The organism is Micromonospora sp. WMMB235, from assembly GCF_001855515.1.
Classification (GTDB): Bacteria; Actinomycetota; Actinomycetes; order Mycobacteriales; family Micromonosporaceae; genus Micromonospora; species Micromonospora aurantiaca.
Genome location: NZ_MDRX01000001.1, coordinates 1,792,160 through 1,817,348 on the forward strand (window position 1 = coordinate 1,792,160; position 25,189 = coordinate 1,817,348).

The following is a 25,189-nucleotide window of genomic DNA, read 5'->3' on the forward strand; positions in this document are numbered from 1 at the left end:
CCGAAGGTTGGTCATCTCAGGAGATTCCAAACTCTTTGCTGATGAAGTCGAAGATCTCGTCGTCGCTGGCCGAGTCGAGGTCTGGCCGGTCCGGTTCGACGGAGGGCCCGGCCGCAAGGTCGGACGCCTTGGCGAGCAGGTCCTGCATCCGGGCGGTGAACCGGGCGCGGGCCGCCGGGTCGAGCGGGATGGCGGTGAGCAGGCTCTCCACCGTGTCGATGCCCTGGAAGAGCGGTTGGGTGGAGGGCGCCGCGTCGGCGGCGATCTCGCTTGTCAGCTTCTCGGCGAGCGCCGTCGGCGTCGGGTAGTCGAAGACGAGCGTCGCCGGCAGCCGCAGGCCGGACAGGTTGTTGAGCCGGTTGCGCAGGTCGACGGCGGTGAGTGAGTCAAAGCCCAGGTCGGTGAAGAGCCGGTTCGGGTCGACTGCGTCAGGGCCGGCGTGGCCGAGGACGGCGGCGATGTTCGCCCGTACCACGTCGAGCACCACCTTGAGCCGCTCCGGGGCGGCCAGTCCGGCGAGCCGCTGGCCGAGTTGGACCCCGCCGGAGCGGGCACCGGTGGCGTCCACGGAGCGCCGCAGCGGCACCCGGACCAGGGCCCGGAGGATGGGCGCGAGGGTGCCGCCCTCCGCCTGCCCGCGCAGCGTCCCGACGTCCAGGCGCATCGGCAGGACGGCCGCCGCGTCGAGCCGCCACGCGGCGTCGAAGAGATTCAGCGCCTGCTCGGTGGCCAGGCCGGTGGCGCCCTGCTCGGCCATCCGTCGCACGTCGTCGTCGCCGAGGTGACCCGTCATGCCGCTGGCCTGCTCCCACAGGCCCCAGGCGAGCGAGTTGCCGGCGAGCCCACGTGCCCGGCGGTGCGCCGCGAGGGCGTCGAGGAAGGCGTTCGACGCCGCGTAGTTGGACTGGCCGGCGCTGCCCAGCGTGGCCGCCGCCGAGGAGAACAGGACGAAGGCCGCGAGGTTCGCGTCGGCCGTGAGGCGGTGCAGGTGCCAGGCGGCGTCGATCTTCGGCACGGCGACCGCGTCCACCCGGTCGGGGGTCATCGACTCCAGCACGCCGTCGTCGAGGACGCCGGCGGCGTGCACCACGGCGGTGAGCGGGTGCGCCGCGGGCACCCCGGCCAGCAGCGCCGACAGGGCCTCGGGGTCGGCGGCGTCGCAGGCCACGACGGCCACCTCCGTACCGGTGCCGGCGAGTTCGGTGACCAGGTCGCCGATCCCCTCGGCCGCCGCGCCGCGCCGCCCGGCCAGCAGCAGGTGCCGTACGCCGTAGCTGGTGGCGAGGTGGCGGGCCAGGATGCGGCCCAGCACGCCGGTGCCGCCGGTGATCAGCACGGTGCCGGCCGGGTCGATCCCGCCGGGCAGCGGCTCGACGGCGGCCGGAACCCGGCCGAGCCGTGGCGTGCGGACCTGCCCGTCGCGCACGGCGAGCTGCGGCTCGCCGGAGGCGATGGCGGCGGCCACCGCGGCGGCGCTGTCCGGGGCGTCGTCGAGGTCGACGAGCTGGCACCGGCCCGGGTGTTCGAGCTGGGCGGTGCGCAGCAGGCCCCACACGGGGGCCTGGCGCAGGTTCACCGGCTCCTGCTCCCCTGCCGCGACCGCGTTCCGGGTGACGAGCACCAGCCGCGAGTCGGCGAACCGGTCGTCGGCGAGCCAGGTCCGCAACGCGGCGAGCGTACGGTGCGTGGTGGCCCGCGCCTGTGCGGCGAGCTCCGGGTCCGTCGGGTCCCCGGCGTCGCCGACCGGGACGATCACCGCCTCGGGCGTCGGCTCACCCCCGGCGAGCAGGTCGCCCAGCGAGTCGAGCCCGACGTCGGTACGCACCCGGGCACCGGCCGCCTCGCAGGCGGCGCTGAGCGCCAGGTCGTCGCCGAGCGCCACCCAGCGGGTGGCCGCCGGCACGGGGCCGGTTGGCACCGGCAGCACCGGCCAGTCCACCTGGAACAGCGACTCGTGCCGGCCGGAGCGGGCCGCGCCGAGGGAGTCCCCGGAGACGCGGCGCATGATCAGCGAGTCGACGTGCAGCACCGGGGCGCCGGTGGCGTCGGCCACCTGGAAGGAGACGCCGACCTCGCCGGCCGCGGCGACGCGTACGCGCAGGGCGGTGGCCCCGGCGGCGAGCAGGGAGACCCCGGTCCAGGCGAACGGCAGACGGGGCACGCTGGCGTCGGCGCCGTCGCCCATCCGGCCGAGGAAGCCGCCGATCGACATGGCCTGCAGCGCGCCGTCCAGCAGTGCCGGGTGCACGCCGAAGCGGCCGGCCGTGGCGTGGTGGTCGGCGGGCAGCTCGACCTCGGCGAAGACCTCGTCGTCGCGGGTCCACGCGGCGCGCAGGCCACGGAACGCCGGTCCGTAGCCGAAGACGGTCGCCTCGATACCGGAGTAGAAGTCGTCGGACTCGACGCGTGTCGCGCCGGGCGGCGGCCAGACCCCTAGGTCGAAGGCGGGCGCGGCGTCGGCCGGCTGCGGGCCGAGCAGACCGGTGGCGTGGCAGGTCCAGGCGACGTCGGCGAGGATCTCGTCCGAGCCGTCCCGGTAGGGCCGGGAGTAGAGCTGGACGGTACGCCGCCCGTCGTCGTCCCGGTCGCCGACCGTCAGCTGCACCTGGAGCGCGCCGAGTTCGGGCAGGACGAGGGGGGCGAGCAGGGTCAGCTCCTCCACCGTCGGGCAGCCGGCCTGCTCACCGGCATACGTGGCCAGCTCGACGAAGGCGGTGCCGGGCAGCAGGATGTTGTCCATCACCCGGTGCTCGCCGAGCCACGGGTGGGTACGCACCGACAGCCGCCCGGTGAAGACCATCCGCTCGCTGTCGGGGAAGGTCAGCGCGGCGCTGAGCAGCGGGTGCCCGGCGTCCTGGAGGCCGGCGGAGGCGACGTCCTGCGCCCGGTGCACCGGCGGCTCGACCCAGTACCGCTGGTGGTCGAAGGCGTACGTGGGCAGTGCGACGGTATCGGTCTCGGCGAGTACGGCCGTCAGGTCTACGGGCAGGCCGATCGTGTGGGCGGTGGCGAGGTTCGTCAGCAACCGCGTCGCGTCGTCGTCACCCCGCCGCAGACTGCCCAGCACGTGCCCGCTCACGCCGGCGTCGTCCAGGATCGCCGTGACCGGCATCGTCAGCACCGGATGCGGGGAGATCTCCACGAACGTGGTGTGCCCGGCGGCGACAGCCACCCGCACCGCCGCGTCGAACTGCACCGTCTGCCGCAGGTTCTCATACCAGTAGTCCGCCGTCATCGACGCCGCGTCCACCCAGTCCCCGGTGAGCGTCGACACCAGGCGGGTGTGGCCCGGCTGCGGCGTCACATCGGCCAGGTCGGCGCGGAGCTGTTCGGCGACGTCCTGCACCGCCGCCGAATGCGAGGCGTAGTCGACCGGGATCAGGCGGGCCCGAACGCCGTCGGCCTGGCACGCCTCCACGAGGTCGGCGACCGGCTGCGGCGGACCCGAGACCACGACGGTGGACGGGCCGTTGACCGCCGCGACACCGACGCCCGGGAACGCCGGCAGCCGCTCGGCGACCGCCTCGGCGGACAGGTCGATCGACGCCATCGTGCCGGTGCCTCGCAGCACCGTCAGCGCCCGCGACCGCAACGCCACGGCCTTCGCCGCATCCTCCAGGCTGAGGATCCCGGCCACGCACGCGGCCCCGATCTCACCCTGCGAATGACCGACCACCGCGGCCGGCACCACACCCGCGTGCTGCCACACCGCCGCCAGAGCCACACCCACAGCCCACAGCACCGGCTGCACCACCTCGACCCGCTCCAGCCACGACTCGTCCTCGCCGGTCAACACCGACACGAGATCGACATCGAGGTACGGGGCCAGGGCCCGCTGGCACTCCGCCAGACGCGCGTCGAATACCGGCGTACGACCGACGAGACCGGCCGCCATCCGCGCCGACTGCGCACCCTGCCCCGGGAACACGAACACCGGGCCCGCGCCGTGGGGCGTGGTGGCGTCGGCGACGACGTTGCCGGCCGGCGTCCCGGACACCACCGCGTCCAGCCCCGCCAGCAACTCCTCCGTGCCCGACCCGACGACAGCGGCACGGTGACCGAACGCCGACCGGGTCGTAGCCAGGGACCAGCCCACCGCCGCCGCGTCGATGTCGCCGCGCTCACGCACGTACTCCGCGAGACGGGCCGCCTGGCCGGCCAGGGCGCCCTTCGACCGTCCCGACAGCGGCCACAGCACCGCGTCGGAGGCCACGAGCCCGGGGCCGGGCTCGGCCGGTACCACGGACAGTTCGTCGGCCTGCTCGATGATGACGTGGGCGTTGGTGCCGGAGATGCCGAACGACGACACCGCCGCCCGGCGCGGCCGGTCCACCGCCGGCCAGGGCCGCGACTGCGTCGCCAGCTCCACCGCACCGGAGGTCCAGTCGATGTGCGGGGACGGCTCGTCCACGTGCAGCGTCGCCGGGACGAGGCCGTGCCGGATGGCCTGCACCATCTTGATCACGCCGGCCACACCGGCGGCGGCCTGGGCGTGGCCGATGTTCGACTTGATCGAGCCGAGCAGCAGGGGCCGGTCGGCGGGCCGCTCCCGCCCGTACGTGGCGAGCAGGGCCTGCGCCTCGATCGGGTCACCGAGGGTGGTGCCCGTGCCGTGCGCCTCGACCACGTCCACGTCGGCCGTGGTGAGGCGGGCCGACGCCAGCGCCTGCCGGATCACCCGCTGCTGCGACGGACCGTTCGGGGCGGTCAGCCCGTTGGAGGCGCCGTCGGAGTTGATCGCCGAGCCGCGCACCACCGCGTAGACGGTGCGGCCCTGCCGGCGGGCGTCGGAGAGCCGCTGCACGAGCAGCATGCCGACGCCCTCGGACCAGCCGGTGCCGTCGGCGGACGCGGCGAACGACTTGCACCGGCCGTCGGCGGCCAGGCCGCGCTGCCGGGAGAACTCGACGAAGGCGGTCGGGGTGGCCATCACCATGACGCCACCGGCGAGGGCCATGTCGCACTCGCCGCGCCGCAGCGCCTGGCCGGCCCAGTGCAGCGCCACCAGCGACGACGAGCAGGCCGTGTCCAGCGACACCGCCGGCCCCTCCAGCCCGAACGTGTACGCCACCCGGCCGGAGATGACGCTGCTGGTCATCCCGGTCAGCATGTAGCCCTCGGCGGCCTCCGGCGAGTACGCGAGCAGCGAGCCGTAGTCCTGGCCGCTGGTGCCGACGAAGACGCCGGTGCTGCTGCCCCGTACGTCGGTGGGGTCGATGCCGGCGGACTCGAAGGACTCCCAGGTGGTCTCCAGCAGCAGCCGCTGCTGCGGGTCCATGGCCAGGGCCTCGCGGGGCGAGATGCCGAAGAAGTTGGGGTCGAACCTGTCGACGCCGCTGAGGAAGCCGCCGCCGCGGGCGTAGAAGGTGCCGGGGGCGTCGGGGTCGGGGCTGTAGAGGCTGTCGAGGTCCCAGCCACGGTCGGTGGGCAGGTCGCTGATCGCGTCCACGCCGTCGACCACCAGCCGCCACAGGTCGTCGGGCGACCACACGCCGCCGGGCAGCCGGCAGGCCATGCCGATGATCGCGAGGGGCTCGTCGTCGCCGACCGACACGGCGGTCGTCGTGGGTCGCACGGGAACCGGGGTGCCGGCGATCTCCGTACCCAGGAAGGCCGCCAGGTCGTGCGGGGTCGGGTAGTCGAAGACGAGGGTGGCCGGCAGCCGCATCCCGAAGGCGTTGTTGAGCCGGTTGCGCATCTCGACGGCGGTGAGCGAGTCGAAGCCGAACTCGCTGAACGCCCGGCGCGGCTCGATGGCCGCCGGGTCGGGGTAGCCGAGCACGGCGGCGGCCTGGCCCCGGACGATCTCGACCAGCGCGGCGGCCCGCTCGGCGTCGCCGAGCCCGGCGAGCTGCTGCACCAGCGACGCGCCGGTGCTGGCCGCGGCGGCGCGGGCGGGCGTGCGGATCAGCGCCCGGTACAGCGGCGGGATGGTCCCGCCGGCGAACTGCACCTTCATCGCAGCGAGATCCAGCCGGGCCGGGACGAGCGCGGCGTCGGTGGTGCGGCAGGCCGCGTCGAAGAGGGCGAGCCCCTCCTCGGCCTCCATGGCGGCGACGCCGGAGCGGGAGATCCGGTTGAGGTGGACGTCGTCCAGCTCGGTGGTCATGCCGCTGCGGTCGGCCCAGAGGCCCCAGGCGAGGGTGAGGGCGGCGAGGCCGCGCGCCTTGCGGTGCTGGGCCAGCCCGTCGAGGAACGCGTTGGCGGCGGCGTAGTTGCCCTGGCCCGGGCCACCGGCGGTGGCGGCCAGCGAGGAGTACGAGACGAACGCCTTCAGGTCGAGGTCGGCGGTCAGCTCGTGCAGGTGCCAGGCGGCGTCGACCTTGGGCCGCAGCACGCCGTCCATCCGCTCGGGGGTGAGCGAGGAGATGACGCCGTCGTCACGGACGCCGGCGGCGTGGATGACGGCGGTCAGCGGGTGCTCCGCCGGGATGCCGGCCAGCAGCTCGGCCACGGCGCCACGGTCGGCGACGTCGCAGGCGGCGACGGTGACGCTCACGCCGAGCGCCTCCAACTCGGCGCAGAGCTCCGCGACACCCTCGGCGGCGCGGCCGCGCCGGCTGGTGAGGATCAGGTGCCGGACGCCGTACGTGCTGACCAGGTGCCGGCTCATCAGCCGGCCGAGGGTGCCGGTGGCGCCGGTGATCAGGACGGTGCCGTCGGAGTCGAACGGGGCTGCCGGCGGCTCGGTCGGGGCGGCGACCCGGGTGAGCCGGGCGCCGGCGGCGACGCCCGCGCGGATCACGACCTGCGGCTCGTCGGTCGCGACGGCCGGGACGAGCGCGGCGGCGCAGCCGGCCACGTCGTCGACGTCCACCAGCACGAACCGGTCGGGGTTCTCCGACTGGGCGGAGCGCAGCAGGCCGATCACGGCGGCGCCGGCCAGGTCCGTCAGGTCGGTGTCCCGGTCGGTGGCGACCGCGCCCGAGGTCAGCACCACCAGTCGGGACACCGCGTAGCGCTCCTCGGCGAGGAACTGCTGGAGCACGGCGAGCACCCGGTGGGTCGCCTCGGCGACGGCGCGCGGCACGTCCGCCGACGCGGGCGGGTCGAGCAACGGCAGGACCAGCACGCCGGGCGCGTCCGTCCCGCCGTCCATCGCCGTGGCCAGGGCCGCCAGGTCGGGGTACGCCGCCACGGCCGTGCCGGTGGCGGCGACCGCGTCGGTGAGCGCCGCGGCGTCGCCGAGCACCGCCCAGTCGACCGGGGCCGGGCCGGCGGGAAGCGCGAGCGGGGCCCACTCGACCCGGAACAGCGACTCGGTGCCGCCGCCGGAGGCGGTGCGGAGTTGGTCGGCGGAGACCGGCCGCAGGACGAGGGAGCCGACGGAGATGACCGGCGCGCCGGTGACGTCGGTGAGCAGCAGCGAGATGCTGTCGGGGCCGGTGTGCGAGACCCGGACGCGGGCCGCCGCGGCCCCGGCACCGTGCAGGGCGACGTCGTTCCAGGAGAACGGCAGGCGGCCGAATCCGGGGGGCATGCCCGCCCCGGAGGGCTCCCCGGCCGGCGTGGTCAGGCCGAGGGTGTGCAGCGCCGCGTCGAGCAGGGCCGGGTGCAGGCCGTACCCGGCGGCCTCGGCGGCGGGGGCCTCGGGCAGCGCCAGCTCGGCGAAGAGGTCGTCGCCGCGCCGCCAGGCGGAGCGCAGGGCGATGAACGACGGGCCGTAGTCGTAGCCCTGGGCGGCGAGGTTCAGGTAGAGGTCGTCGGTGCCGACCTCGGTCGCGCCCGGCGGCGGCCAGGTGGTCAGGTCGGACCAGCCGGCGGGACCGCTCGGCACGGCCGGGCCGCTGGCCAGCACGCCGCTGGCGTTGCGGGTCCAGGCCCGCTCACCCGTGCCCTCGGCCGGCTCGCCGTCCTGCGCGGAGTGCAGCGACACGGAACGGCACCCGGTCTCGTCCGCCGGGCCGATCCAGAGCTGGATGTCCACGCCCCCGGTCTCCGGCAGGATCAGCGGCGACTCCAGGGTCAGTTCGCGGACGTGGTCCGCGCCGACGTGCGCGCCCGCCTGGAGGGCGAGTTCGACGAAACCCGTGCCGGGCAGCAGCACGGTGTCGAACACGACGTGGTCGCAGATCCACGGGTGGGTACGCCGGGCCAGCCGGCCGGTGAAGAGGAAGCCCTCGGCGTGCGCGACGCCGACGGCGGCTCCGAGCAGGGGGTGTTGCGCGGGGCGCAGGCCGACCGCGGTGACGTCGCCGGTCCACCCGGCGCCCGCCTCGGGCCAGTAGCGCTGGTGCTGGAAGGCGTACGTGGGCAGGTCCACCCGCCGGGCGCCGGTGTCGGCGAACCACTGCCGCCAGTCGACTGCGACCCCGTGCACGTGCAGCTCGGCCAACCCGGCCAGCAGCCCGTGCGCCCCGGACCGGTCCTTGCGCTGCGCGGCGACGGCCAGCACGGCGTCGTCGGCGGGCAGGATCTCGCCGACCATCGCGGTCAGGACGCTGCGCGGGCCGACCTCCAGGAACGTGTCCACCCCCGCCTCGCGCAGGGCGGTGATTCCGTCGGCGAAGCGGACGGCCTCGCGGACGTGGCGCACCCAGTAGTCGGCCGTACGGATCTCGTCGGCGTCAGCCAGCGCACCGGTCACGTTCGACACCACCGGCAGCGACGGCGCGGAGAACGTCAACCCGTCTAGGACGGCGCGGAACTCGGCGAGCATCGGCTCCATCAGCGGACTGTGGAACGCGTGGCTGACGGTCAGCCGGCGCGTACGCACGCCCCGGTCCCGCCAGACCCGCTCCACCTCGTCGAGGGCGTCGACGGCACCGGAGACCACGACCGAGGTCGGCCCGTTGACGGCCGCGATCCCGACCCGGTCGGTCGAGCCGGCGATCGACTCGACCACCGCCACCTCGTCGGCGGCCACCGCGAGCATGCCGCCACCGGCCGGCAGGGCCTGCATCAGCCGGCCCCGCGCCGCCACCAGCGCACACGCGTCGGCCAGCGACAGCACCCCCGCCACGTACGCGGCCGTCACCTCACCGATCGAGTGACCGCCCACGAACTCCGGCGCGATGCCGAACGACTCGACGAGGCGGAACAGCGCCACCTCGACGGCGAACAGGCCCGCCTGCGTGAACACCGTCTGGTCCAGCAGGGCCGCCTCGGCGGAACCCTCCAGCGCGAACAGCACCTCCCGCAGCGGACGCGGCAGCAGCGCGTCCAGGTACACGCACACCTCGTCCAGCGTGGCGGCGAACACCGGGAAGCCCGCGTACAACTCCCGGCCCATGCCGGCGCGCTGCGCGCCCTGGCCGGAGAAGAGCACCGCGAGCGAGCCCCGGCCGCCGGCCTGCCCGGCGACGACCGCGCCGGACGGCTGACCGGCGGCGAGGGCGCGCAGCCCGGCCAGCAGGTCCTCGCGGCCGGTCGCGTGGACCACGGCGCGGTGGTCCAGGCTGGACCGGGACGTCACCGACGAGAAACCCAGATCGAGGGGCCGCAGGGTCTCGTCGGCGGCGATCCGGGCCGCCCAGCGGGCCGCCTGCGCGGCGAGGCCGGCAGCGTCCCGGGCCGACACCGGCACCGGTACGACCGGCCGCTCGACCACCGGCGCGGCGGCCGACGGGGCCGGCTGCGGTGCCGGGGCCTGCTCCAGGATGGTGTGCGCGTTGGTGCCGGACACCCCGAACGAGGAGACCGCCGAGCGGCGCGGCCGGTCCACCGCCGGCCACGGCGTCGCCTCGGTCACCAGCGAGACGTCGCCGGCCGACCAGTCGACCTCGGGCGTCGGCTCGTCGACGTGCAGGGTGGGCGGTACGACGCCGTGCCGCATCGCCATGACCATCTTGATGACGCCGGCCACCCCGGCGGCCGCCTGCGCATGGCCGATGTTCGACTTGACCGAGCCGAGCAGCAGCGGCGCGGAGTCCCCCCGCTCCTGTCCGTACGTGGCCAGCAGCGCCTGCGCCTCGATCGGGTCGCCGAGGCGGGTGCCGGTGCCGTGCGCCTCGACCACGTCCACGCCGCCGGCGGCGAGGCCGGCGTTGGCCAGGGCCTGCTGGATCACCCGCTGCTGCGACGGCCCGTTCGGGGCGCTCAGCCCGTTGGAGGCGCCGTCCTGGTTCACCGCGCTGCCCCGTACCACGGCGAGGATGGGGTGGCCGTTGCGCTGCGCGTCCGCGAGCCGTTCCAGCACCAGGACGCCGACGCCCTCGGACCAGCCGGTCCCGTCGGCGGCGGCGGCGAACGCCTTGCACCGGCCGTCGGCGGCGAGGCCGCGCTGCCGGGAGAACTCGACGAAGGCGGCCGGGGTGCACATGGCGGTGACGCCGGCGACGATGGCCAGGGTGCACTCCTGCTGCCGCAGCGCCTGGCCCGCGAGGTGCAGGGCGACCAGGGAGGACGAGCAGGCGGTGTCGATGGTGACGGCCGGCCCCTCCAGCCCGAAGGTGTACGCGATCCGGCCGGAGACCACGCTGCCGGCGTTGCCGGTCATCAGGTGCCCCTCCAGGCCCTGCGCGGCACCCATAAGCACGGTGCCGTAGTCCTGGCCGGTGCTGCCGGCGAAGACGCCGGTGCGGCTGCCGCGCAGCGAGTGCGGGTCGATGCCGGCCCGCTCCAGGGCCTCCCACGAGGTCTCCAGCAGCCAGCGCTGCTGCGGGTCCATCGCCAGCGCCTCCCGGGGGGAGATCGCGAAGAAGCCCGGGTCGAAGTCGGCCAGGTCGTGGACGAAGCCGCCCTGCCGCGTGTACGACGTACCGGCCTGCTCGGGGTCGCTGTCGTAGAGCGACCCGAGGTCCCAGCCGCGGTCGGTCGGGAAGTCGGAGACCACGTCCCGGCCGGACGCGACCACCTCCCACAGGTCCTCGGGCGAGCGCACCCCGCCCGGGAAGCGGCAGCTCATGGAGACGATGGCGACCGGTTCCTGTTCACCGGCTTCCACCTCGCGCAGGCGCTGGCGCACCTGGTGCAGGTCAGCGGTGACCCGCTTGAGGTAGTCGAGAAGCTTCGCCTCGTCAGCCATGGACCGCGCACTCCTTGTGTTGACCCGTCGTCGCAGCAGCGATCACGTCAGGACATCCCCAGCTCGCGGTCGATGAAGTCGAAGACCTCGTCCGGCGTCGCGTCCTGGAGCTTCTCGGCGACGGTGTCGCCGTCCGCCGGGGCGTCGGCCTCGTTGAGGGAGGCCAGCAGCGCCCGCAGCCGCTCGGTGATCCGAATTCGGGCGCTGCGGTCCGGCGCCGAGCCGGAGAGCGCCGCTTCCAACCTGTCCAGCTCGCCGAAGACCGGTGCGACCCCGACCACCCCGCCGTCGACGACGGCGGCCCGCACGTACTCGGCCAGCCCGGCGGCGGTCGGGTAGTCGAAGACGACCGTGGCGGGCAGCCGGACGCCGGTCGCCGCGGTGAGCCGGTTGCGCAGCTCCACGGCGGTCAGCGAGTCGAAGCCGAGTTCGCGGAACGCCCGGTCCGGCTCGACGGCGTCCATCGAGTCGTGGCCGAGCACCGCGGCGGCCTGCCCGCGTACCAGCTCCAGCAGGGTCTTGCGTCGTTCGGCGTCGGTCTGCCCGGCGAGCAGGGCGGCCAGGGACTCCGCGGAGACGCCGGTGTCCTCGGCCCGCTCGGCGACGGCCCGCCGCGCCTCGGCCACGCCCGCGATGAGCGGGCTGGGCCGCACGGCCACGAAGCCGGGCACGTAACGGGCCCAGTCGATGCCGGCCACCATCGTCGCCGGCTCGCCCCGCGCGACGCACTGCGCGAGCGCCGTGAGCGCGGCTCCGGTGTCGAGGCGGGCCACGCCGGTACGCCGGCGGCGCTCCTCCACGGCATGGTCGGTGGTGGCCATCCCGCCGGCCGCCCAGGGGCCCCAGGCGACCGAGGTGGCCGGCAGGCCCTGCCGGTGCCGCTGCTCGGCGAGGGCGTCGAGGTAGGCGTTGGCGGCGGCGTAGCTGCCCTGACCGGCGGCGCCGAGCTGCCCGGCCAGCGCGGAGAACAGCACGAACGCGCGCAGTTCCCGCCCGACGGTCAGCTCGTGCAGGTGCAGGGCACCGAGCACCTTGGGGCGCAGGACGGTGGCGAGGCGGTCGGCGGTGAGCCCGTCGAGCACCCCGTCCTCGAGGACGCCGGCCGCGTGCACGACGCTGGTCAGCGGCGCGTCGGCGGGTACCTCGTCGAGCAGCTTGGCCAGCGCGGCCCGGTCGGCCACGTCGCAGGCCGCGACGGTCACCCGGGTGCCCGCCCCGGTCAGCTCGCGGACGAGTTCGGCGGCGCCGGGGGCGTCCGCGCCACGGCGGCTGACGAGCATCAGGTGCTCGGCGCCCCGGGCGGCCAGCCAGCGGGCCACCTCCGCGCCGAGCGCGCCGGTGCCGCCGGTGACCAGCGTCGTGCCCGGGTAGCCGGCGTCGTCGGCGGGCGCCTCGCCGCCGGGTGCCCGCACCAGCCGGCGGACCAGGATGGTGGCGCCGTCGACCGCGAGCTGGTCCTCGCCGTCGAGTCCGGCGAGGGCGGCGCAGAGCAGGTCCCAGCCGTGGTCGTCCAGGGTGGCCGGTACGTCGACCAGGCCGCCCCACCGCTCGGGGTGTTCGAGGGCCACGACCCGGCCGAGGCCCCAGAGCAGCGACTGCTCCGGTCGGCTGGGCGTGCCGCTCCGGGTGGTGCCGGCGGCGCCCCGGGTGACGCACCACAGCGGCGCGGCGACGTCGAGGTCGCCGAGCGCCTGGATCAGCGCGAGCGACCGTGCGAGGAACGGCGGCACCGGCTGGGTGTCGTCGACCGGGCCGTCGGCGAGGGCGAGCAGGGACAGCACCCCGTCGACCGGGGCCGGCCCGCCGTCGGCGGTACGGGTGACACCGCTCAGGTGCGCGGTGAGGGCGGCACGGTCGGTCAGGTTCTCCGGCAGCGACACCAGCCGGACATCGGCGCCCCGGCGGGACAGCTCGGCGACGGCGGCCTCGCCCTCCTCCGGGTGCCGTGCGTCGGCGATCACCCACCAGGCGCCGGGGAGGAAGCTGACGGGCGTCCCGGTGTACGGCTGCCAGACGCTGCGGTAGCGCAGGTCGTCCAGGGCGGAGCGGTTGCGCTGCTGGCGTCGCCAGGAGGCGAGCACGGGCAGGGCCGCGCCCAGCCGTTCCAGGGATTCCGTCGCGTCCTGCTCGGTGAGTTCCGCGAGCGCGGCCAGGTCCTCGCTCTCGACGGCCGCCCAGAACGCGGAGTCGACGCCGCTCGGGGTCTCCTCGGTGTCCTCCTGCCGGGTCGCCGCGGTCGGCCAGAAGCGGCTGCGGTCGAAGGCGTACGTGGGCAGTGCGACGGTGTCGGTCTCGGCGAGTACGGCCGTCAGGTCGACAGGCAGACCGATCGTGTGCGCGGTGGCCAGGTTCGTCAGCAACCGCATCGGATCGTCGTCTCCACGACGCAAGCTGCCCAACGTGTGCCCGGTGACGCCGGCGTCGTCCAGGATCGCCGTCACCGGCATCGTCAACACCGGATGCGGGCTGATCTCCACGAACGTCGTGTGCCCGGCGGCGACGGCCACCCGCACCGCCGCGTCGAACTGGACGGTCTGCCGCAGATTGTCGTACCAGTAGTCCGCCGTCATCGAGGACGGGTCCACCCAGTCCCCGGTGAGCGTCGACACGAGTCGGGTGTGGCCCGGCTGCGGCGTCACGTCGGCCAGGTCGGCGCGCAACTGCTCCGCGACATCCTGCACCGCCACGGAGTGCGACGCGTAGTCCACCGGGATCAACCGCGCCCGCACACCGTCGGCCTGGCACGCCTCCACCAGATCGGCAACCGGCCGCGGCGGACCCGACACCACGACCGTCGACGGACCGTTCACCGCCGCGACACCGACGCCCGGGAACGCCGGCAGCCGCTCGGCCACCGCCTCCGCCGACAGGTCGACCGACGCCATCGTCCCGGTGCCCCGCAGCACCGTCAGCGCCCGCGACCGCAACGCGACCGCCTTCGCCGCGTCCTCCAGGGACAGGATCCCCGCCACACACGCCGCGCCGATCTCGCCCTGCGAGTGACCGACCACCGCCGCCGGGGTGACCCCGGCGTGCTGCCACACCGCCGCCAGGGCCACACCCACGGCCCACAGCACCGGCTGCACGACCTCCACCCGCTCCAGCCACGACTCGTCGTCACCGGTCAACACCGACACCAGATCGACATCGAGGTACGGGGCCAGAGCCCGCTGGCACTCCGCCAGACGCGCGTCGAACACCGGCGCACGACCCACCAAGCCGGCCGCCATCCGCGCCGACTGCGCACCCTGACCCGGGAACACGAACACCGCACCGGTTCCGGAGGCCGTACCCGTGACGAGGTTCCCCGCCGGCGCGCCGGCGGACAGGGCGTCGAGCCCCGCCAGCAACTCGGCCACGGTGGCCCCGACGACGGCGGCCCGCTGGTCGAACGTCGACCGGGTGGCGGCGAGGGACCAGCCCACCGCCGCCGCGTCGAGGTCGGCGTGCGCGCGGACGTGCTGGGCCAGGCGGGCGGCCTGACCGGCCAGCGCGCCCTTCGACCGCCCCGACACCGTCCAGACGACGACGTCGGAGGCCACGAGCCCCGGGCTGCGATCCTCGGCGGCCTCGCCGTCGGGCTCCACGCTCTCGGCGGGGAGGTCCTCGGGCAGTTCGATGATGACGTGGGCGTTGGTGCCGGAGATGCCGAACGAGGACACCGCCGACCGGCGCGCCCGGCCCACGGCCGGCCACGGCCGCGACTCGATCGCCAGCTCGACGGCCCCGGAGTTCCAGTCGATGTGCGGGGACGGCTCGTCCACGTGCAGCGTCGCGGGGACCACGCCCTCGCGCATCGCCAGCACCATCTTGATCACGCCGGCGACGCCGGCGGCGGCCTGGGTGTGGCCGATGTTCGACTTCACGGAGCCGAGCAGCAGCGGCTCGTCGCGCTCCTGCCCGTACGTGGCGAGCAGGGCCTGCGCCTCGATCGGGTCACCGAGGGTGGTGCCCGTGCCGTGCGCCTCGACCACGTCCACGTCGGCCGTGGTGAGGCGGGCCGACGCCAGCGCCTGCCGGATCACCCGCTGCTGCGACGGACCGTTCGGGGCCGTCAGCCCGTTCGACGCACCATCCTGATTGACCGCACTGCCCCGCACGATCGCCAGCACCTCGTGACCGTTACGCCGCGCGTCCGACAACCGCTCCACCAGCAGCACACCAACACCCTCGCCCCAGCCCGTGCCGTCGGCACCCGCCGCGAACGCCTTGCACCGGCCGTCGGCCGCCAGGCCCCGCTGCCGGGAGAACTCCACGAACAGCCCAGGCGTCGTCATCACGGTCACGCCGCCGGCGAGGGCCAGGTCGCACTCGCCACGCCGCAGCGACTGCACCGCCAGGTGCAACGCCACAAGCGACGACGAACACGCCGTGTCCACCGACACCGCCGGCCCCTCCAACCCCAACGCGTACGCCACCCGACCCGACACCACACTCGCGGCGTTGCCCGTGCCCGCGAAGCCCTCCACCTCGTCCCCCGCCACCATCAGCAGGGCCCCATAGTCCTGACCATTCGTGCCCACGAACACCCCTGTTCGCGAACCCCGAAGAACCCCAGGCTCAACCCCTGCCCGCTCGACCGCCTCCCACGAGACCTCCAGCAACAACCGCTGCTGCGGGTCCATCGCCAAGGCCTCACGGGGGGAAATCCCGAAGAAACCGGCATCAAACTCCGCCGCCTCGTAGAGGAAGGCGCCGCTGCGGACGTATGAGGTGCCGGTGGAATAGGGGTCGGGGTCGTAGAGCTTCTCGACGTCCCAACCCCGATCGCCGGGTAGGTCGGACACGGCGTCACGGCCGGCGTGCAGCATCTGCCAGAACCGCTCGGGGTCGTTCGCCCCGCCGGGGAAGCGGCAGGACATGGCGACGATGGCCACCGGCTCGTCGTCGCCGAGCGTCACCGGGGCGGCCTCGACGGCCACGGCGGCCTCGCCGCCCAACTCCTCGTGCAGGTGCCGGGCGAGCGCGGTCGGCGACGGGTAGTCGAAGACCAGGGTCACCGGCAGCCGCAGCGAGGTGGCGGTGGCGAGCCGGTTGCGCAGCTCCACCGCCGTCACCGAGTCGAAGCCGAGGTCCCGGAACGCGTGGTGCGGGTCGACGGCCTGGCCGTCGGCGTACTTGAGGACCGCGGCCGCCTGGTCGCGGACCAGGTCGAGCAGCGCCTGCTGGCGCTCGCCGGCGCTCATCCGGGTGAACGCGCCGGCGGGGCCGGCCTCGTCGGTCTCCTTCGTCTCGGCGAGGCCCTTGGTGGCCTGCAACCGCTGCGCCTCGGGGATCTCCGAGATCAGCGGGCCGGGCCGGGTGGCGGTGAACGCGACGAAGAACCGGTCCCAGGCGATGTTCGAGATGGTCAGGAAGGTCTCGTCGTGCTCGACGGCCTGGTGCAGGGCCGCCACGGCGAGGCGCGGGGGCATCTCGGGTGCGCCGTGGCGGTGCAGCATCCGGCCGAACTCGCCGTCGGCCATGCCGCCGCCGCCCCAGGCGCCCCAGCCGATGGAGGTGGCGGGCAGGCCGAGGGCGCGCCGGTGCTCGGCGAGGGCGTTGAGGAACGCGTTGCCGGGGGCGTAGTTGCCCACGCCGGAGCTGCCGACGGTGCCGGCCATCGAGGAGAACAGGATGAACGCGTCGAGGTCCAGCTCGCGGGTCAGCTCGTGCAGGTTCAGCGCGGTCGTGACCTTCGCGCTGAGCGCGTAGTCGACCTGCTCCAGGGTCAGCGAATTGATCACCGAGTCGTCGAGGACGGCGGCGGTGTGCACGACTGTGGTCAGCGGGTGCTCGGGCGGCAGGTCGGCGAGGACGGCGGCGAGCGCCGACCGGTCGGCGGCGTCGCAGGCGGCGACGGTGACCCGGGCGCCCAGTGCGACCAGCTCGGCCTCGAGGTCGGCGATGCCCTCGGCCTGCCGGCCGCGCCGGCTGACCAGCACCAGGTGCGCGGCGCCGTTGGCGGCGAGCCAGCGGGCCATGTGTCCGCCGAGCGCGCCGGTGCCGCCGGTGACCAGGGCGGTGCCCGACGGTCGCCAGGTGCGCGGGGCGGGGGCGTCGCCGAGCGGGGCGTGCAGCAGTCGCCGGCCGAAGGCGCCGGCCCACCGCAGCGCGACCTGGTCCTCGCCGTCGGCGCCGACGAGGACACGTACCAGCCGTCGGCCGGCCGCGTCGTCGAGTTCGTCGGGCAGGTCCACGAGGCCGCCCCAGCGGTCCGGGTGTTCGAGTGCGGCGACCCGGCCGAAGCCCCAGGTGAGCTGCTGGAGCGGGTGCGGCAGCGGGTCGGCCGGGCCGGTGGCGACGGCACCCCGGGTGAGGCACCACAGCGGCGCGCGGACTCCGGCGTCGCCGAGCGCCTGCACGAGGGTGACGGTGCCGGCGAAACCGACCGGCACCGACTGGTGCGCCGGGGCGGGCGTCTCGTCGAGCGGCAGCAGCGACACGATCCCGGCGGGGCGAGGGCCGCCGTCGGCGAGGTCGCGCAACCGGGCGGCGAGCGCCGCGCGGTCCGTGCGGTCGGCGTCCAGCGCCAGCGGTACGACGGTGCCGCCGTGCCGCCGCAATGCGTCGGTGCAGAAGTCGGCCTCGGCCGCGCCGGTGTCGTCGGGGCCGGTGAGCAGCCACCAGGTGCCGGTGGCGGCCGGCTCGCCGGAGGCGTCGGGAGCGACGGGCGTCCAGTTGTCCCGGTACCGCCAGGAGTCCACGGTGGCCTGGTCGCGGTGCCGGCGACGCCAGGCGGCGAGCACCGGCAGCACGTCGGCGAACGCCGTCTCCGGGACGGGCCGCGACTCGGCCGTGGCGGAGAGTTCGGCCGTGAGCGCGGTCAGGTCCTCCGCCTCGACGGCCGCCCAGAACCGGGCGTCGACCTCGTCGTCGGCCACGGGACCGGCGGCCGCGGGGGCGGGCGCGGTTGACGGCTGCGGCCAGTAGAGCTGCCGCTGGAACGGATACGTGGGCAGGTCGAGACGACGCCCGGCGAGGCCGGCGAAGGCGGGCCGCCAGTCCACGGCCGTACCCCCGGCCCAGACCTCGGCCAGGGCGCGCAGGAAGCGGCCGAGGCCGCCCTCGCCCCGGCGCAGGCTGCCGGTGACGGTGACCGCGTCCGGGTCGGCGGCGGCCAGCTCGACGCTCTCCTGCACGGCCATGGTCAGCACCGGGTGGGCGCTGACCTCGACGAAGGTCTGGTAGCCGGCGGTGACGAGGCTGCGTACCGCCTCGTCGAAGCGGACGGTCTGCCGCAGGTTGCGGTACCAGTAGTCGGCGTCGAGGGCGGCGGTGTCGAGCCAGTCGCCCTCGACTGTGGAGCGGAACCGGACCTCGCCGGTGCGGGGCCGCAGCCCGGCGAGCAGTTCCAGGAGCTGCTCGCGCAGCTGCTCGACGTGGGCGGAGTGGGAGGCGTAGTCCACGGGCACGCGGCGCACCCGCACCTCGCGGGACTCGTAGTGGGCGACGAGCTCGTCGAGGGCGGCGCCGTCGCCGGAGACCACGACGGAGGTGGGTCCGTTGACGGCGGCCAGGGCGATGCGGCCGGCCCAGCGGGCGATCGTCGCGGTGGCCTCGTCGGCGGTGGTGGCGACCGAGACCATGCCGCCGTCCCCGGCGATGCCGGCGATGATCCGGCTGCGCAGCGCGACCACGGCCGCCGCGTCGTCGAGGGTGAGGCCACCGGCGACGTACGCGGCGGCGATCTCGCCCTGGGAGTGGCCGACGACGGCTGCGGGGCGCACCCCGTACGACTCCCAGAGCGCGGCGAGCGAGACGCTGACCGCGAACAGGGTGGGCTGCACGACGTCGACGCGCTCCAGCGACGGGGCATCGGGCGCGCCGCGCACCACGTCGGTCGGTGACCAGTCGACGTACGGGCGCAGCGCCTCGGCGCAGGCGGCGAACGTCTCCGCGAAGACGGGGGCGGTGTCGAGCAGCTCGGCGGCCATCCCGGCCCACTGCGAGCCCTGGCCCGGGAAGACGAACGCGACCTCGCCCGGCGTGCCGGGGACGCGGGTGACGGTCTGCGGGCCGGGCCGGCCGGCGGCGAGCGCGTCGAGGGACGCGGCCAGTTCGTCGCGGTCGGCGGCGAAGACGACGGCCCGGTGGTCGTGGGCGGCGCGGGTGGCGGCCAGCGACCAGCCGACGTCGGCGAGCGCGTCGTCGTCCACTGTGCCGAGGTGCTCGCGCAGGTCCCGGCTGCGGGCGGTGAGGGCGTCGACGGTGCGCCCGGAGAGGACCCAGGGCAGTTCCCCGGTCGGCACGTCGGCTGCCGGTCCGGGCTCCGGCTCGTCGGCGGTGGCCTGTTCGAGGATGGTGTGCACGTTGGTGCCGCTGATCCCGAACGAGGAGACGGCGGCGCGGCGTACCCCGTCGGCCGGCTCCCACGGCCGGGCGGCGGTGAGCAGTTCGACGCTGCCGGCGGTCCAGTCGACGTGCGGGGTGGGTTCGTCCACGTGCAGGGTGGGCGGCAGCACCCCGTGCCGCATGGCCAGGACCATCTTCATCACCCCGGCCACACCCGCCGCCGCCTGGGTGTGCCCGATGTTCGACTTGATCGAGCCGAGCCAGAGCGGCCGGTCGGCGGGCCGGTCCTGGCCGTACGTGGCGATCAGGGCCTGCGCCTCGATCGGGTCGCCGAGGGTGGTGCCGGTGCCGTGCGCCTCGACGGCGTCCACCTGCTCGGCGGTGAGTCCGGCGTTGGCGAGGGCCTGCCGGATCACCCGCTGCTGGGCGGGGCCGTTGGGTGCGGTGAGACCGTTGGAGGCGCCGTCCTGGTTGACGGCGCTGCCGCGCAGCACGGCGAGGACCGGGTTGCCGTCGCGGCGGGCGTCGGAGAGCCGCTGGAGCACCAGCAGGCCGACGCCCTCGCCCCAGCCGGTGCCGTCGGCGGCTCCGGCGAACGGCTTGCACCGGCCGTCGGCGGCGAGACCGCGCTGGCGGGAGAAGCCGACGAAGATGCCGGGGGTGGCCATCACGGTGGCGCCGCCGGCCAGGGCCAGGTCGCACTCCCCCGTCTGGAGGGCCTGCGCGGCCAGGTGCATCGCGACCAGCGACGACGAGCAGGCGGTGTCGACGGTGACCGCCGGGCCGTGCAGCCCGAAGGTGTACGCCAGCCGTCCGGAGATGACGCTGGCGGAGGTGCCGGTGGCGAGGTAGTTCTCGTCGACGTCCCCGGTGGCCATCAGCAGCGAGCCGTAGTCCTGGCCGTTGGTGCCGACGTACACGCCGGTGCGGCTGCCGCGCAGGGCGGTCGGGTCGATCCGGGCCCGCTCGAACGCCTCCCAGGTGGTCTCCAGCAGCAGCCGCTGCTGCGGATCCATGGCGAGGGCCTCGCGGGGGCTGATGCCGAAGAACGCCGGGTCGAACTCGCCGGCGCCGGCGACGAAGCCGCCCTCCCGGACGTAGCTGGTGCCGAGGTGCTCGGGGTCGGGGTGGTACAGCTCGGCGAGGTTCCAGCCGCGCTCGCCGGGCATCAGGCTCAGCGCGTCGGTGCCGGTGGCCAGCAGGTCCCAGAGCTGCTCGGGTGAGGTGACGCCGCCGGGGAAGCGGCAGCTCATGGCGACGATGGCGATCGGTTCGCGGTCGCGGCCGGTGCCGTCGGCGACCACCTCGCCGGTGGTGTGCCCGGCGGTGAGGCCGTGCAGGTGGGCGGCGAGTTCGGCGACCGTGGGGTGGTCGAAGACCAGCGTGGCGGGCAGGGTCATGCCGGTCTCGGCGGTGAGCCGGTTGCGCAGCTCGACGGCGGTGAGCGAGTCGAAGCCGAGGTCGCGGAAGGTGCGCTCGGGCAGCGGCCGGCCGGCCGGGTAGCCGAGCACGACGGCGGCCTGGGTGCGTACGAGGTCGGCGAGCTGCGGCAGGGACCGGCCGACCACCACGGCGCGGGCGGGACCGGTGGGCACGGCGGGCACCCCGGGCAGGGCGGCGATCAGTGGCGTCGGGCGGCCCCAGGAGGCGGCGAGGCGGCCCCAGTCGACGGCGGCGACGGTGACGGCCGGCTCGGCGGTGTTGACCAGCCGACCGAGGGCGGTGACGGCCTCGGCGACGGGGAGCGCGTCGACCCCGCCCCGGGCGAGCCGGGCGGTCAGCGCGGCGGCCATGCCGTCCTCGGCCCAGGCGCCCCAGGCGATGGCGGTGCCGGGCAGGCCCTGGTCGCGGCGCCAGGCCGCGAACGCGTCGAGATAGGCGTTGGCCGCCGCGTAGTTGCCCTGTCCGGCGCTGCCGATGACCCCGGCGAGGGAGGAGAAGAGCACGAACGCATCGAGGTCGCGGTGGGCGGTGGTCTCGTGCAGCACCTGGGCGGCGCGGACCTTGCCGTCGAGGACGGTCTGCATCCGGCCCAGGTCGAGCCCGTCGAGGACGCCGTCGGCGATCACGCCGGCGGTGTGCACGACGGCGGTCAACTCCGGCAGGCCGGCCACGAGGGCGTCGACGGCCGCCCGATCGGTGACGTCGCACGCCACCACCCGCACCGCGCCCAACTCGTCGACCAGCTCGGCCGCGCCCGGCGCCGCCGGACCCCGCCGCGAGGCCAGCACCACCTCGGCCGCCCCGTTCGCCAGCAACCAGCGCGCCACGTGCCGACCCAGCGCACCCGTACCGCCGGTCACCAGCACCGTCCCGGCGGGCCGCCAACCCGCACCCGCGGGCGGCGCGGCCGGCACCAGCCGCCGGCCGAAGACGCCCTGGGGGCGGATCGCCACCTGGTCGTGGCCGGCGTCGGCGAGGACGGCGAGCAGCGCGTCCGCCGCGGTGCGCTCGGCGCGGGCGGGCAGGTCGATCAGGCCGCCCCAGCGGTCGGGCTGTTCGAGCGCGACGACCCGGCCCAGGCCCCAGGCCAGGGCGGGCCAGGGGTCGGTGAGGGTCTCGCCGGCCCCGACGCGCACGGCACCCCGGGTGAGGCACCAGAGCCGGCCGGGCAGGCCGGCGTCGGCGAGCGCCTGGGTGAGGGTGAGCAGCAGCGCGGCGCCGACGGAGACGGCCGGGGCGTCCGGCAGCGCCCGGTCGGTCGCGGGGAGCACGCAGAGCAGGCCGGTCCAGCCCTGCTCGCCGTGGCCGCGCAGCAGCCCGGTCAGCTCGGCACGGTCGACGCCGGGGGCGACGGTGAGCGTGTCGACGTGGGCACCCGCGCCGGTCAGCGTGGCGGCCGCCCCCGCGTCGTCGGCGTCGGCGGTGACGACCAGCCAGCGGCCGGTCAGCGCGGGCGCGGCGGCGGGGCGTACCGGCTCCCAGTCGATCCGGTACGTCCAGCCGTCCACCACGGCGTCGCGCTGCCGGGCCCGTCGCCACGACGACAGCACCGGTACGGCCGGGGCGAGGGCCTCGACCGCGGCGGGGTCGTCCTGCACGGCCAGGTGGGCGGCGACCCCGGTCAGGTCGCCGCGCTCCACGGCCGCCCAGAAGTCCCCCTCGGCGGCGTCGCCCGGCGCGGCCGTCACGGCGGTGCCGCCGGCCTCGGGCCAGTAGCGCTGGTGCTGGAAGGCGTACGTGGGCAGGTCCACCCGCCGCGCGCCGGTGTCGGCGAACCACGGCTGCCAGTCGACTGCAACCCCGCGCACGTGCAGCTCGGCCAGCCCGGCCAGCAGCCCGTGCGCCTCGGGCCGGTCCCCGCGCTGCGCCGGCACGGCGAGCACGCCGGCCCCGTCCGACAGGGCGTCGCCGACCATCGCGGTCAGTACGCTGCGCGGCCCGACCTCCAGGAACGTGTCCGCCCCGGCGGCGCGCAGCGCGGTGATTCCGTCGGCGAAGCGGACGGCCTCGCGGACGTGACGCACCCAGTAGTCGGCGGTGCGGATCTCGTCGGCGTCGGCGAGCGCCCCGGTCACGTTCGACACCACCGGCAGCGACGGCGCGGCGAAGGTGAGCTTGTCGAGCACCGCGCGGAACCGGGCGAGCATCGGCTCCATCAGCGGGCTGTGGAACGCGTGGCTGACGGTGAGGCGGCGGGTGCGTACGCCCCGGTTCTTCCAGAGCCGCTCCACCTCGTCCAGGGCCGCCACGGCGCCCGAGACCACGACCGAGGTCGGCCCGTTGACCGCCGCGATCCCCACGTCGGCCAGGCCGTCGAGCGTGGCGAGGACGTCGGCCTCGGTGGCCGCGACGGCCAGCATCCCGCCGCCGGCGGGCAGCGCCTGCATCAACCGGCCCCGCGCCGTCACCAGCGCGCAGGCGTGCTCCAGCGACAGCACCCCGGCCACGTACGCGGCCGTGACCTCGCCGATCGAATGACCACCGACCAGGTCGGGGGCGACGCCGAAGGACTCCACCAGCCGGAACAGCGCCACCTCGACGGCGAACAGACCGGCCTGCGTGAACACCGTCTGGTCCAGCAGGTCGGCGTCGGCCGAGCCGTCGGCGGCGAAGAGCACCTCACGCAGGGGGCGCGGCAGGGCTCGATCCAGGTGCCCGCACACCTCGTCGAGGGCGGCGGCGAACACGGGGAACTCGGCGTACAACTCCCGGCCCATGCCGACGCGCTGCGCGCCCTGACCCGAGAAGAGCACCGCGAGCTGGCCGCGCGGCGCCCCGGCACCGGTCACGACGGTACCGGCCGGTTCCCCGGCGGCAAGGGCGCGCAGCCCCGCGAGCAGGTCGTCGCGGCCGGTCGCGGACAGCACGGCCCGACGGTCCAGGGTGGAGCGGGAGGTGACCGACGAGAAGGCCACGTCGAGCGGGCGGAGGGTCTCGTCGGCGGCGAACCGGGCGGCCCAGCGGCCGGCCTGCGCGGCGAGCGCGGCGTCGGAGCGGGCGGAGAGCAGCACGGGGGCCACGGTGCGGGCCTGCGGCGTGGTCGCCTCGGCCTCGACCTCGGCCTCGACCTCGGCGGGAGCCGGGGCCTGCTCGATGATGGTGTGCGCGTTGGTGCCGGACACGCCGAACGACGACACGGCGGCCCGGCGCGGCCGGTCCACGGCGGGCCAGGGCGTCGCGGCGGTGGCGAGGGTGACCGCCCCGGCGGTCCAGTCGATGTGTGGGGACGGCTCGTCGACGTGCAGGGTGGGCGGCACCACGCCGTGCCGCATCGCCATCACCATCTTGATCACACCGGCCACGCCGGCGGCGGCCTGCGTGTGCCCGATGTTCGACTTGACCGACCCGAGCAGCAGCGGCGCGGAGTCCCCCCGGTCCTGTCCGTACGTGGCCAGCAGCGCCTGCGCCTCGATCGGGTCGCCGAGCCGGGTGCCCGTACCGTGCGCCTCCACCACGTCGACCTGCTCGGGCGTGAGGCGGGCGTTGCCCAGGGCCTGGCGGATGACGCGCACCTGGGAGGGGCCGTGCGGGGCGCTGAGCCCGTTGGACGCGCCGTCCTGGTTGACCGCGCTGCCGCGTATCACGGCGAGCACCGGGTGGCCGTGCCGCTGCGCGTCGGAGAGCCGGGTGAGCAGCAGGATGCCGATGCCCTCGGACCACGAGGTGCCGTCCGCGCCGGCGGCGAACGCCTTGCACCGGCCGTCGGCGGCGAGGCCGCGCTGCCGGCTGAAGCCGACGAAGACCGCCGGGGTGGGCATCACCGTCACGCCGCCCGCGAGGGCCAGCTCGCAGTCGCCGTTGCGCAGGGCCTGCGCGGCCAGGTGAAGGGCGACGAGCGAGGACGAGCAGGCGGTGTCGACGGTGACCGCCGGCCCCTCCAGCCCGAGCGTGTACGCGACGCGGCCGGAGATGACGCTCGTGGCGTTGCCGGTGAGCAGGTGCCCCTCGCCGTTCTCGGCCTGCGCCATCATGCCGTCGTAGCCGTGCGACGACGCCCCGACGAAGACGCCGGTGCGGCTGCCCCGGACGGCCGGCAGCGGCAGCCCGGCCCGCTCGAACGCCTCCCAGGACGTCTCCAGCAGCAGCCGCTGCTGCGGGTCCATGGCGACGGCCTCGCGGGGCGAGATGCCGAACAGGTCGGCGTCGAAGTCGGCGGCGGAGTAGACGAAGCCGCCCTCGCGCACGTAGCTGGTGCCCGGGTGGTCGGGGTCGGGGTGGAAGAGGCTCTCCAGGTCCCAGCCCCGGTCGGCGGGGAACGGCCCGATCCCGTCGCCGCCGTCGTGCACGAGCTGCCACAGCGCCTCGGGGCTGTCGACCCCGCCGGGGTAACGGCAGCTCATCGCCACGATGGCGACGGGCTCGGCGTCGCGGGCCTCCAGCTCGCGCAGCCGACGCCGGGTACGCCGCAGCTCCGAGGTCGTACGCTTCAGGTACTCGACGTACTTCTCGTCCTCGTTGCTCACCGTGGACCTACCTCACTCGGCATGCCGATGTCGTTGCGGCTGG

1 protein-coding gene and 1 pseudogene are annotated in these 25,189 nt (G+C 75.5%); both read right to left on the reverse strand.

Annotated features, from left to right (window positions below):
* Positions 1-16: 16 nt before the first annotated feature.
* Positions 17-10,945: pseudogene (locus BFV98_RS07685) on the reverse strand (SDR family NAD(P)-dependent oxidoreductase); the annotation flags it as partial.
* A 68-nt stretch (positions 10,946-11,013) separates the two neighbouring features.
* The gene (locus BFV98_RS07690; protein ID WP_071095631.1) at positions 11,014-25,146 is read right to left on the reverse strand and encodes a type I polyketide synthase; all 14,133 of its coding nucleotides are present in this window, start codon (positions 25,144-25,146) and stop codon (positions 11,014-11,016) included.
* Positions 25,147-25,189: the final 43 nt, after the last annotated feature.